Source organism: Nitrosomonas sp. (assembly GCF_021731985.1).
Taxonomy (GTDB): domain Bacteria; phylum Pseudomonadota; class Gammaproteobacteria; order Burkholderiales; family Nitrosomonadaceae; genus Nitrosomonas.
In genome coordinates, this window is sequence record NZ_JAKFWH010000041.1 from 1 (window position 1) to 12,914 (window position 12,914).

The 12,914-nt window shown below is 41.4% G+C and carries 8 protein-coding genes, 1 tRNA gene and 1 pseudogene; all 10 read left to right on the forward strand.

Annotation, left to right across the window (positions count from 1 at the left end):
* A pseudogene (tuf, locus tag QZ942_RS05335) lies at positions 1 to 347 on the forward strand (elongation factor Tu); the annotation flags it as partial.
* 69 nt (positions 348 to 416) lie between these two features.
* Positions 417 to 492, forward strand: a tRNA-Trp gene (locus tag QZ942_RS05340).
* Positions 493 to 693: 201 nt separating this feature from the next.
* Entirely contained in the window at positions 694 to 1,038 is a 345-nt protein-coding gene (gene secE, locus QZ942_RS05345; RefSeq protein WP_292993655.1) for a preprotein translocase subunit SecE, read from the forward strand.
* Positions 1,039 to 1,059: 21 nt separating this feature from the next.
* Entirely contained in the window at positions 1,060 to 1,593 is a 534-nt protein-coding gene (gene nusG / locus QZ942_RS05350) for a transcription termination/antitermination protein NusG (protein WP_292993656.1), read from the forward strand.
* 112 nt (positions 1,594 to 1,705) lie between these two features.
* A complete protein-coding gene (gene rplK / locus QZ942_RS05355) occupies positions 1,706 to 2,137 on the forward strand; it encodes a 50S ribosomal protein L11 (protein WP_292993657.1) in 432 nt (143 codons plus the stop codon).
* 1 nt (position 2,138) lies between these two features.
* Positions 2,139 to 2,837 carry a 50S ribosomal protein L1 gene (gene rplA / locus QZ942_RS05360; protein WP_292993658.1) on the forward strand — a complete coding sequence of 233 codons (699 nt, stop codon included), beginning with the start codon at positions 2,139 to 2,141 and terminating at the stop codon, positions 2,835 to 2,837.
* A 297-nt stretch (positions 2,838 to 3,134) separates the two neighbouring features.
* Positions 3,135 to 3,650, forward strand: coding sequence for a 50S ribosomal protein L10 (gene rplJ / locus QZ942_RS05365; RefSeq protein WP_292993659.1), 516 nt, complete (start codon positions 3,135 to 3,137; stop codon positions 3,648 to 3,650).
* 64 nt (positions 3,651 to 3,714) lie between these two features.
* A complete protein-coding gene (rplL, locus tag QZ942_RS05370; protein ID WP_292993660.1) occupies positions 3,715 to 4,095 on the forward strand; it encodes a 50S ribosomal protein L7/L12 in 381 nt (126 codons plus the stop codon).
* Positions 4,096 to 4,249: 154 nt separating this feature from the next.
* Positions 4,250 to 8,323, forward strand: coding sequence for a DNA-directed RNA polymerase subunit beta (rpoB, locus tag QZ942_RS05375; RefSeq protein ID WP_292993661.1), 4,074 nt, complete (start codon positions 4,250 to 4,252; stop codon positions 8,321 to 8,323).
* A 103-nt stretch (positions 8,324 to 8,426) separates the two neighbouring features.
* The gene (rpoC, locus tag QZ942_RS05380; protein ID WP_292993662.1) at positions 8,427 to 12,629 is read left to right on the forward strand and encodes a DNA-directed RNA polymerase subunit beta'; all 4,203 of its coding nucleotides are present in this window, start codon (positions 8,427 to 8,429) and stop codon (positions 12,627 to 12,629) included.
* The last annotated feature ends 285 nt before the right edge of the window (positions 12,630 to 12,914 follow it).

A 12,914-nucleotide genomic window follows, 5' to 3' on the forward strand; every position in this document is an offset into this window, starting at 1 on the left:
GTGGTACGAAACGTGAAGAAGTAGAGCGGGGTCAGGTATTGGCAAAGCCAGGTAGTATATCGCCACATACCAAATTCACGGCTGAGATATATGTGTTGAGTAAAGAAGAAGGTGGAAGACATACCCCATTTTTTCCCGGATATCGTCCACAATTTTACTTCAGGACAACAGACGTCACGGGAGCGATCGAATTGCCAGCGGGAACGGAGATGGTGATGCCTGGGGACAATGTGTCGGTGACAGTGAATTTAATAGCACCAATAGCGATGGAGGATGGATTGCGTTTTGCAATACGTGAAGGCGGAAGAACGGTTGGTGCCGGTGTTGTTGCTAAAATTATCGAATAATTTTATAAAGAAAGCTCGGGATAATAATTGTTTTAATGTGATGCCAACGTCAGGGAAGTTACGTATAAAAGGCCAGTAGCTCAATTGGCAGAGTGTCGGTCTCCAAAACCGAAGGTTGGGGGTTCGATGCCCTCCTGGCCTGCCATAATAAATTGGAACTAAAATACTAGATATATAAAAATTAGATTGAAAGAATGATCTGGATATTATGGGTGTAGCGAGTAATAAAATTTTGACAGATTGACGAATTTGAGTGTGTCAGAAGAGTTATATAGAAACTGAAAATGTTAGAAGTAGATTAACGCATGAAATACCATAATGACGGGTATAAGAGGATTCGTTTAACGTGAATAAATTAAAGCTTGGGCTTGTATTTGTATTTATCGTAGCAGGTGTTGCGGGATTCATTTACTTAAGTGAAAGCCCTATGGTTGTGCGTGTATTGTCTATAATGGCGGGATTCCTGTTGGCTGTAATTACTGCAAGATTTACATTCCAGGGCCAAGAATTTTATGTATTCTGCAAGGAATCTACCGAAGAAACAAAAAAAGTAGTATGGCCGAGTCGTAAAGAAACACTCCAAACATCGGGGGTGGTATTCGCATTTGTGGTTGCCATGGCTTTATTTTTGTGGTTTATTGATTCTGCTTTGATGTCGCTCGTGAAACTTATGATGAATCAAGATGCTTGATAAAATTTCTCAGAGGAAAGAATGAGTAAGAGATGGTATGTGGTTCATGCTTATTCGGGGTATGAGAAAAGTGTGCAGCGGGCATTAAAGGATCGTATTGAACGCGCGAGTATGCAGGATAAATTTGGTCAAATCCTGGTGCCGGTAGAGGAAGTGATAGAGATGAAAAGCGGCCAAAAGAATATCAGTGAACGAAAATTTTTCCCTGGTTATGTTTTAGTGGAAATGGAGATGTCGGATGATTCCTGGCACTTGGTCAAGAATACGGACAAAGTAACAGGTTTTGTCGGTGGATCGGCTATGAAGCCAACACCGATAAGTCAGAAGGAAGTAGATAATATACTTCATCAAATCCAGGAAGGCGTAGAGAAACCAAAACCAAAAATTTTATTTGAGATAGGGGAAGCTGTACGCGTTAAAGATGGGCCATTCACAGATTTTCATGGCAATGTAGAAGATGTTAATTACGATAAGAGCAAACTCAGAGTTTCAGTTTCTATATTTGGGCGGCCAACGCCAGTTGAGTTGGATTTCAATCAAATAGAAAAATCCTAATAGGATATTTAACAGCTAATAAATAGCTGATTTACAGTTGGATGGTTTTTTTAAATTGTATAGAACAGGGGAGAGTGAGTGATTACTCGTTTGTACCCAACAGGAGATCGCAGTGGCAAAGAAAATAATTGGATATATCAAGTTGCAAGTACCGGCTGGTAAGGCTAATCCAAGTCCACCCATTGGGCCTGCACTAGGTCAGCGGCAGTTAAATATCATGGAATTTTGTAAAGCGTTTAACGCGGCTACGCAGAAAATTGAACCGGGATTGCCAGTGCCAGTAGTAATTACTGCATATGCTGATAAAAGCTTTACGTTTGTAATGAAAACCACACCGGCATCTGTATTAATCAAGAAGGCCGCAGGTGTTGGCAAAGGAAGTCCTAGACCGCATTTGGATAAAGTAGGAAAACTAAGTCGTAGTCAGGCAGAAGAAATCGCTAAAACAAAGATGCCAGATTTAACAGCAGCAAGTTTGGATGCTGCTGTACGTACTATTGCAGGTAGTGCAAGAAGTATGGGTATAGAAGTAGAGGGTATATAAAATGGCACGATCATCAAATCGCTACAAAGTTATAGCAGGAATAGTTGACCGTAATAAGGCATATCATATTGATGAAGCACTAGGGCTTGTTAACGAAGCAGCAACAGCTAAGTTTAATGAATCTATTGATGTGGCGATTAATTTGGGTATTGATGCAAAGAAATCAGATCAGGCAGTTCGCGGATCGGTAGTTTTGCCAGCAGGAACAGGGAAAACAGTACGTGTCGCAGTATTTGCACAAGGTGATAAGGCTAAAGAAGCTCAAGAAGCAGGTGCGGACATTGTGGGTTTTGAAGATTTAGCAGCTGATATTAAAGCAGGAAACATCAACTTTGATGTTGCTATTGCAAGTCCAGACGCTATGCGCATTGTCGGTCAATTAGGTCAGATTCTGGGGCCACGCAGTTTAATGCCAAATCCGAAAGTTGGTACAGTAACGGTTGATATTGCTGGGGCTGTTAAAAATGCTAAAGCCGGGCAGGTACAATTTAGAGCTGATAAAACCGGTATTATACATTGCACGATTGGTCGAGCATCATTTGCAGCGGATTCGTTAAAACAAAATTTGATGGCGCTGATTGATGCGCTTAATAAATCTAAGCCAGCCTCGTCAAAAGGTGTTTATCTGAGAAAAGTATCTATTTCAAGCACAATGGGCATTGGTGTTCGAATAGATCAAACGAGTATAACGCAGCAATAAATAACTTTGGGCCACTGAATACAATATGTGTTTAAGTGGATTGTCAAAGACCGCTGGGGTAAACAGAGAGAAGACAAGTATTAGTTTACTTAACGATACTTAAAAATTCTACTGTAAAGAAAGAATTAACTTATAGGATAATTCTTTTAATTTCAGTTGAATACCCAGCGTAGATGGTGAATCCAAAACAGGAGTTTTTTTCCTGGTTTAAGGTCGCCAGTTTGTGGTATTTGGAAGAGAGTAACTAATTAGGTATTTTTTATACCAAATACTATTTTTACTGATGGAGAATGAACCTTGAGTCTTAGTCTTGAAGAGAAAAAAGCTATAGTAGCTGAAGTGAGTGCTCAAGTAGCAAGTGCTCAAGCTATTATTATTGCAGAGTATCGCGGGATAGAAGTTGGTAAAATGACACAACTGAGAGCAAAAACTCGTGAATCAGGAATCTATTTTCGTGTCATAAAAAATTCATTGGTTCGTCGTGCCGTTGCTGATACACCTTATGAAGGGCTTGCTAAACATATGATTGGTCCACTTGTCTATGGCATTGGCACCGATCCTGTAGCAGCAGCGAAAGTGCTACATGAGTTTTCCAAGGACAATGAAAAATTTGTGATCAAGGTTGGCGCAATAGGTGAACATGTAATGTCGCGTGACGAGATTACTGCGCTTGCAGCATTGCCAAGTCGAGAAGAATTGTTATCGAAACTGCTGGGAACAATGCAAGCGCCAATCGCCAAGTTTGTTCAAACACTTAATGAGGTGCCAGCACGATTTGCGCGTGGTTTAGCGATGATACGTGATAGCAAATAATTCTAAAGACTTCTATTTAATACGATAGCGATAGCTAAATACAGAAAATAACCAGGAGAAAATGATGGCTGTAACAAAAGATGAGATATTAGATGCAATTTCAAATATGACGGTACTTGAATTGTCAAAATTGATTAAAGAAATGGAAGAGAAGTTTGGTGTATCTGCGGTAGCCACGGCAGCTGTTGCAGTTGCTGCGGCAGGTGGTAGCAGTGCCCCTGCTGAAGCAGAACAAACCGAATTTACTGTGATTCTTACATCAGCCGGTGATAGTAAAGTGAATGTAATTAAAGTAGTAAGAGCAGTGACGGGTTTAGGCTTGAAGGAAGCTAAAGACTTAGTTGATGGCGCGCCTAAACCTGTTAAAGAAGGAGTATCCAAAGAAGATGCTGCTGCAATCCAGAAACAATTGCTAGAAGCAGGCGCTACTTGCGAAATTAAGTAAAAAAAATTATAAAATTTCAGGGCTGGTGTGCATATTAGGGCTACCAGCCTTTGGTATTTTGATCACTTGATGTGTCATTGTAGGTATTCAAGCAATTGATAGTTATTTGGTCTCAACTCTTCAATCCTCTGTCTTCTTCTTCCGGAGAAAATTCATGAGCTATTCGTTCACAGAGAAAAAACGTATTCGTAAAAGTTTTGCTAAACGTGCGAGTGTATTGCCGATTCCATTTCTTCTCGCTACCCAGCTCGAATCATATGCGGCTTTCTTGCAGGAAAAAGTAGCACCCAATAAACGCCAAAATCAAGGGTTGCAGGCTGCTTTTAACTCAATATTCCCTATTGAGAGTCATACCAAAAATGCGCGGCTAGATTTTATCAGCTATGAACTTGGATCGCCTGTATTTGATGTTAAGGAATGTCAGCAGCGTGGACTTACCTATGCATCGCCTTTGCGCGCTAGGGTTAGACTCACGATTATGGATAAAGAAATATCCAAGCCAACTGTGAAGGAAGTTAAAGAGCAAGAAGTCTATATGGGTGAAATTCCTCTAATGACCGACACAGGATCTTTTGTAATTAATGGCACTGAACGTGTGATTGTTTCACAATTACATCGCTCGCCTGGTGTATTTTTTGAACACGATCGTGGTAAAACTCACTCATCCGGTAAGTTGTTATTTTCTGCGCGCATTATTCCTTATCGTGGTTCTTGGCTTGATTATGAATTTGATCCAAAGGATTGCTTGTATTTCAGGATAGATCGCCGTCGCAAAATGCCTGTTACTACTTTGTTGAAAGCAATTGGCTGCACTTCAGAGCAAATATTAAAAGAGTTTTTTATATTTGATTGTTTTTGTTTTTCAGATAAAGGAATTCAGTTTGAACTTGTTCCTGAACGTATGCGTGGTGAAGTAGCGAGTTTTGATATTCTGGCCAAAGGGAAAAAGGTGATTGTCCAGAAAGATAAACGTATTACAGCTAAACATATCCGCGAAATGCAGGAAGCTAAGATTGATCAGCTGGAAGTGCCTGAAGATTTTTTACTCGGAAGAATACTTGCGCAAAACATTGTTGATAAGGAAACGGGTGAAGTTGTCGCGCTAGCCAATGATGAAGTTACGGAAGAAACAATGGATAAGTTTCGTAAAGCCGGCATAAAGAAAATTAATACACTTTATGTGAATGATCTTAATCATGGTGCTTTTATTTCGCAAACGCTAAAAATTGATGAGACAACCGATGAATTGAATGCGCAGGTCGCTATTTATCGGATGATGCGACCCGGTGAGCCACCGACTGAAGAGTCTGTTAAGGCATTGTTTAATGGATTGTTTTATTCGCCAGAACGCTATGATTTGTCGGTTGTAGGTAGAATGAAATTTAATCGCAGAGTGGGTAGAACTGAATTGACAGGATCTCAAACACTATCGAATGAAGATATTATTGCAGTTATCAAAATTCTTGTAGAGCTGCGAAATGGTCGTGGAGAGATAGATGATATTGATCATCTCGGTAACCGACGGGTACGATCAGTAGGTGAATTGGCGGAAAATCAATTCAGATCGGGACTAGTGCGTGTCGAGCGTGCTGTGAAAGAACGATTAAGCCAAGCAGAATCGGATAATCTAATGCCACATGATCTGATCAATGCAAAGCCAGTTTCTGCCGCGGCGCGTGAATTCTTTGGATCGAGTCAATTATCTCAATTTATGGATCAAACCAACCCATTATCTGAAATTACGCATAAGCGGCGTATTTCAGCTTTGGGACCGGGTGGATTGACACGTGAAAGAGCTGGTTTTGAAGTGCGCGATGTGCATCCGACACATTATGGTCGTGTATGCCCTATTGAAACACCGGAAGGACCAAATATTGGGCTTATTAACTCACTGGCATTGTATGCACGAACAAACGAGTATGGATTTATTGAAACGCCATATAGTAAAGTGAAAAATTGTCGGGTTACTGAAGAAATAGATTACTTGTCGGCAATTGAAGAAGGTAATTTTATGATTGCTCAGGCTAATGCTGAGCTTGATGATAATAACCGTTTCATTAGTGAAATTGTTTCTTGCCGTCATAAGAATGAATTTTCATTGTCAGCGCCAGATCGAATCGAATATGTCGACGTGGCTCCCGCTCAAATTGTTTCAGTGGCAGCTTCACTTATACCATTCTTAGAGCATGATGATGCTAACCGCGCTTTGATGGGCTCAAATATGCAACGCCAGGCAGTTCCATGCTTGCGTGCTGAGAAATCGCTTGTTGGTACAGGTATTGAGAGGGTAGTAGCAGTACATTCAGGTACAACTGTTCGAGCGAAACGTGGCGGAATTGTGGATTATGTGGATGCCGGTCGAATTGTGGTGCGAGTGTACGATGCGGAGACTCGAATGGGTGAAGTAGGTGTTGATATTTATAATCTTATCAAATATACCCGCTCTAACCAGAATACTAATATTAATCAGCGGCCACTGGTCAAGATTGGAGATAGGATTGGAAAGGACGATGTCATTGCGGATGGTGCTTCCACTGATATGGGTGAGCTTGCATTAGGGCAAAATATGTTGGTGGCATTTATGCCATGGAATGGATATAACTTTGAGGATTCAATTCTGATATCAGAACGAGTTGTGGCCGAGGACCGCTTTACATCTATTCATATTGAAGAATTGTCGGTTGTGAGCCGGGATACCAAGCTTGGGACTGAAGAGATTACTGCTGATATCCCAAATTTATCAGAGCATCAGTTAGGACGCCTTGACGAATCAGGTATTGTTTATATTGGTGCAGAAGTTGAGGCAGGTGATGTTTTGGTTGGAAAAGTTACACCAAAAGGTGAAACACAGCTCACCCCGGAAGAAAAATTATTACGAGCAATTTTTGGAGAAAAAGCATCAGATGTGAAAGATACTTCCCTTAGAGTTCCATCAGGAATATCAGGGACAGTCATTGACGTACAAGTGTTCACGCGAGAAGGTATTGAGCGTGATAAGCGTGCGCAAAAGATTATTGACGATGAGCTTGACCGCTATAAAAAAGATTTGGCAGACCAAATGCGTATAGTGGAAGAGGATGCTTTTGAACGTCTTGAGCGTTTACTGATAAACAAGGTTGCTACAGGTGGCCCTAATAAGCTGGCAAAAGGAAAAGAAATAACCGCTGAATACCTAAAGAGTTTTGATCCGCATTATTGGTTTGATATCCGATTGGCTGATGAAGATACGAGTATACAGCTGGAACAAGTGCGCGAAAGTATGGCACAGAAGCGTAAAGCATTTGATGCCGCATTTGAAGAGAAAAAGAAGAAGCTCACGCAGGGCGATGAATTAGCACCTGGTGTGCAGAAAATGGTCAAAATATATATCGCGGTTAAACGACGTTTGCAACCAGGCGATAAAATGGCGGGACGTCATGGTAATAAGGGTGTGATCTCAAAGATTGTGCCTTTAGAAGATATGCCTTATATGGCTGATGGAACGCCTGTCGATGTGGTGCTAAATCCATTAGGGGTTCCTTCTCGGATGAATGTTGGACAGATTCTTGAAGTGCATTTGGGGTGGGCCGCTAAAGGGCTCGGCAGGAAGATTGAGGAGATGCTGAAAGTACAACAAAATGCAAATGAAATCAGGGAATTTCTTGACAAGATTTATAACGGAAGCGGGAAAAAGGAAGATATAGCTTCTCTATCAGATAGTGAAATAATATCGTTAGCTGGAAATTTAACCGAAGGCGTCCCTTTTGCTACTCCGGTATTTGATGGAGCAACAGAAGGCGAGATTAAAGACATGTTGGCGCTAGCTGGATTACCAAAATCTGGCCAGATTACATTATATGATGGTCGAACTGGGGAAGCTTTTGATCGGCAAGTGACGGTTGGCTATATGCATGTTCTGAAATTGCATCATTTGGTTGATGATAAGATGCATGCGCGATCTACAGGCCCCTATAGTTTGGTAACACAACAACCATTAGGTGGTAAAGCGCAGTTTGGTGGACAACGATTTGGCGAGATGGAGGTTTGGGCACTTGAAGCATACGGTGCTGCTTATACCTTGCAGGAAATGTTAACTGTTAAATCGGATGATGTCACTGGACGTACTAAAGTGTATGAAAGTATTGTTAAGGGCGATCATAAGATCGACGCTGGAATGCCAGAATCATTTAATGTATTGGTAAAAGAAATACGATCACTGGGAATGGATATTGATTTAGATCAAAATTGATTATCTAGAATATTTTTGATGATTAAACAGGTTCGATCCTGCCACCTATATTTAAATTTGTACCAATTATTAATTATTGCCCCCTGATTTACAGGAGTGACAAATGAAAGCACTGCTAGATTTATTTAAACAAGTTACCCACAAAGAAGAGTTTGATGCAATTAAAATCGGTCTCGCTTCTCCAGAGAAAATTCGTTCGTGGTCATACGGTGAAGTAAAAAAGCCTGAAACGATTAATTATCGTACATTTAAACCTGAAAGAGATGGTTTATTTTGCGCCAAGATCTTTGGTCCGGTTAAGGACTATGAATGCCTGTGTGGAAAATATAAACGCCTCAAGCACCGTGGTGTTATTTGTGAAAAATGTGGCGTTGAAGTTACTTTATCCAAAGTACGGCGTGAACGAATGGGGCATATTGAGTTGGCGTCGCCAGTTTCGCATATTTGGTTCTTGAAATCATTGCCGTCTCGTTTAGGCATGGTATTGGACATGACTTTACGTGATATAGAGCGTGTGTTGTATTTTGAGGCTTACGTAGTCACTGATCCGGGGTTGACACCATTAACTCGCTGCCAGCTGCTAACGGAAGATGATTATTTAGTTAAAACAGAAGAATATGGTGACGATTTTAGTGCCAGTATGGGCGCAGAAGGTATTCGTAACCTATTGGGTAATCTGGATATTGGCTCTGAGATTGAGAATCTGCGCCGAGAAATGGAAAGTACAGGTTCGGAAACAAAGATCAAGAAAATTTCTAAACGCCTTAAGTTACTTGAAGCATTTAATAAATCTGGAATTAAACCACAATGGATGGTATTGACTGTACTGCCTGTCCTACCACCAGATCTTCGTCCGCTAGTTCCTCTCGATGGCGGACGTTTTGCGACATCTGATTTGAATGATTTGTATCGACGTGTTATCAATCGAAATAATCGATTGAAACGATTGCTTGAATTGAAAGCACCAGAAATTATCGTTCGTAATGAAAAACGCATGTTGCAAGAAGCTGTTGATTCATTGTTGGATAATGGTCGCCGTGGTAAAGCGATGACGGGGGCCAATAAACGTGCACTTAAATCCTTAGCTGATATGATCAAAGGTAAGGGTGGGCGCTTCCGGCAAAACCTTTTGGGTAAACGCGTTGATTACTCGGGACGTTCAGTTATTGTTGTAGGTCCGCAGCTTAAACTACATCAATGCGGATTGCCGAAGAAAATGGCACTTGAACTGTTTAAGCCATTTATTTTCAATAGATTGGAAATAATGGGCATTGCAAGTAACATTAAAGCAGCCAAGCGCGAGGTTGAAAATGAAAGTGCAGTGGTGTGGGATATACTTGAAGACGTCATCCGTGAACATCCGGTTATGTTGAATCGAGCGCCGACGCTGCATCGATTGGGCATTCAGGCCTTTGAACCCGTCTTGATTGAAGGTAAGGCAATTCAATTACATCCATTGGTGTGCGCAGCATTTAATGCTGATTTTGATGGAGATCAGATGGCCGTTCACGTACCATTGTCATTAGAAGCGCAGATGGAGTGCCGTACGTTAATGATGTCAACCAATAATGTACTGTCTCCAGCTAACGGGGAACCCATTATTGTGCCATCACAAGATATCGTGCTTGGGCTTTATTATACAACGCGTGAGAAAATAGGCGCACGCGGTGAAGGCATGTTATTTCAAAATGTTGCTGAAGTATCTCGCGCGTATGAAAGTCGTAATGTAGAGTTAAATGCAAAGATTACGGTTAGGATCAAAGAGTATGATACAACCATAGATGGTGAATCATATGAGAGAATTACTCGCTATGAAACGACTGTAGGTCGGACATTGTTATTTGAGATTTTTCCGTCTGGTCTACCTTTCTCTCTGCTTAACAACACATTGAAAAAGAAAGAAATTTCGAAGCTTATTAATGCAAGTTTTAGACGTTGTGGTTTGCGTGAAACTGTTATATTTGCAGATAAATTAATGTATGCGGGTTTCACTTATGCGACGCGAGCAGGTATTTCGATTTGTGCGGATGACATGTTAATTCCGACGCAAAAGAACGATATTATTGCTGCGGCAGAAAAAGAAGTGAAGGAAATTGAAGGACAATATACTTCAGGGCTAGTAACACAAGGTGAACGTTACAACAAGGTTGTGGATATTTGGGGACGTGCAGGTGACCATGTAGCGAAAGCTATGATGAATCAATTAGGCGTAGAACCGGTGTGTGATCAGGTTACCGGTGAAATTCAGCTGAGCGAAGATGGTAAGCCATTGACACAGGAATCATTTAATTCAATTTATATGATGGCGGATTCTGGTGCGCGAGGTTCTGCAGCACAAATACGCCAGCTATCTGGTATGCGCGGATTAATGGCAAAACCTGACGGCTCTATTATTGAAACGCCAATTACGGCTAACTTTCGTGAAGGACTGAATGTTTTGCAGTATTTTATTTCAACACACGGTGCGCGCAAGGGTTTGGCTGACACTGCGCTAAAAACAGCGAACTCTGGATATTTAACCCGCCGTTTAGTGGATGTTACTCAAGATCTTGTTGTCACAGAAGAAGACTGCGACACAGGTAACGGTGTTGTTATGAAAGCACTTGTAGAAGGTGGTGAAATCATCGAAGCACTACGTGAACGGATTCTTGGTAGAGTCGTAGCTAACGATGTGGTCAATCCGGAGAATCAGTCGGTTGTTTTTGCCTCGGGTGTATTGCTGGATGAAGATGCCGTTGATTTAATTGAGTCATTGGGAATCGATGAAGTAAAAGTTCGTACGCCTTTGACTTGTGAAACACGCTTTGGATTATGTGCCAAATGCTATGGCCGAGATTTGGGGCGTGGTACGCCAGTTAATGTGGGCGAAGCGGTGGGTGTCATTGCTGCGCAATCGATTGGTGAACCAGGTACGCAGTTAACGATGCGTACATTCCACATTGGTGGTGCAGCATCACGAACGGCAGTAGTAAGTCAAGTTGAAGGTAAATCAAGCGGAACAGTGCATTATTCCTCTACAATGCGTTATGTGACTAATTCACAGAATGAATTGATAGCCATTTCACGAAGTGGTGAAATCATCATACAGGATGAAAATGGTCGTGAGCGTGAGCGGCATAAAGCATCTTATGGTGCGACATTGTTAGTACGGAACGGAGAGGTTGTGAAAGCTGGTCAATTATTGACTACATGGGATCCACATACTCGCCCAATTATTACTGAATATGCTGGTAAGGTGCGTTTTGAGAATGTTGAAGAGGGAGTGACAGTAGCCAAGCAGATTGATGAAGTAACTGGGTTATCTACGCTGGTAGTAATTGATCCAAAGCGCCGTAGCGCCACGCAGTCAAAAGGCCTGCGCCCATTGGTTAAGTTTCTGGATGATGAAGGAAATGAAATCAAAATAATTGGTAGTAATCAACCTGTGAGCATAACATTCCAGATCGGCTGTATCATTACTGTGCGTGATGGACAACAAGTTACTGTCGGTGAAGTTTTGGCAAGGATTCCACAAGAGACATCGAAAACTCGGGATATTACAGGTGGTTTGCCGCGTGTGGCTGAACTATTTGAAGCGAGATCACCAAAGGATGCCGGCATGCTAGCTGAAGTAACTGGTATTGTGTCGTTTGGGAAGGATACCAAAGGTAAGCAGCGACTTGTTATTACAGATCTTGAAGGCACTGTACATGAATATTTGATAACTAAAGATAAGCACGTAATGGCGCACGATGGACAAGTTGTTAATAAAGGTGAGAACATAGTCGATGGCCCTGCTGATCCACGTGATATATTACGCTTACAGGGTGTTGAAGCATTGGCACGCTATATTACTGACGAAGTTCAAGATGTATATCGTTTACAGGGTGTTAGGATAAATGATAAACATATTGAAGTGATTGTTCGCCAAATGTTGAAGCGGGTTCAAATTAGCAATTCTGGAGATTCAACGTTTATACAAGGTGAGCAGGTTGAGAGGGCCGACTTATTAACTGAGAATGAGCGTTTGATTGCTGAGAAGAAGATGCCTGCTACTTATGAATTCATGCTTCTTGGCATTACAAAAGCATCATTATCAACAGACTCATTTATATCTGCAGCATCATTCCAAGAAACAACACGTGTTTTAACTGAAGCTGCCATCATGGGTAAAAAGGATGATTTGCGCGGACTGAAAGAAAACGTTATTGTAGGAAGACTGGTTCCAGCAGGTACAGGATTGTCTTTTCATAGTAAGCGCAAGAACCAAGTGAAAACACCTGAGTTTAACCAAGAGTCAAATATTGCAATTGATAGTGCAGTTTAGAATTTAATAAAATAGTTATTGCAGTTTCAGGCAAAAATTCTTGACAGGTCAGTTATAGTTATGAGTAAGTAGTCTGGCCGGGAGCGGGTTGTTTTGGAATGAGGGAAAGGAAGGACTAGTAAGCTGGAAGGCATGATGTAGTTTATATAGGAAGGTCATGCGTCATAGGACAAGAAGAAGCTTGACGAGAGAAGTAAAAAAATTTTGGAAAAACAAAGGAGAGAGAGATGGTTGCCAAGCTATGGCTGAGGATAGTTACGGTAATGTTGGGAGTGCTACTGATAG

Coding starts and splice junctions, on each gene's coding strand:
- nusG (WP_292993656.1), top strand. CDS start 1,060: ATGAGTAAGAGATGGTATGTGGTTCATGCTTATTCGGGGTATGAGAAA.
- rplA (WP_292993658.1), top strand. CDS start 2,139: ATGGCACGATCATCAAATCGCTACAAAGTTATAGCAGGAATAGTTGAC.
- rplL (WP_292993660.1), top strand. CDS start 3,715: ATGGCTGTAACAAAAGATGAGATATTAGATGCAATTTCAAATATGACG.
- rpoB (WP_292993661.1), top strand. CDS start 4,250: ATGAGCTATTCGTTCACAGAGAAAAAACGTATTCGTAAAAGTTTTGCT.
- rpoC (WP_292993662.1), top strand. CDS start 8,427: ATGAAAGCACTGCTAGATTTATTTAAACAAGTTACCCACAAAGAAGAG.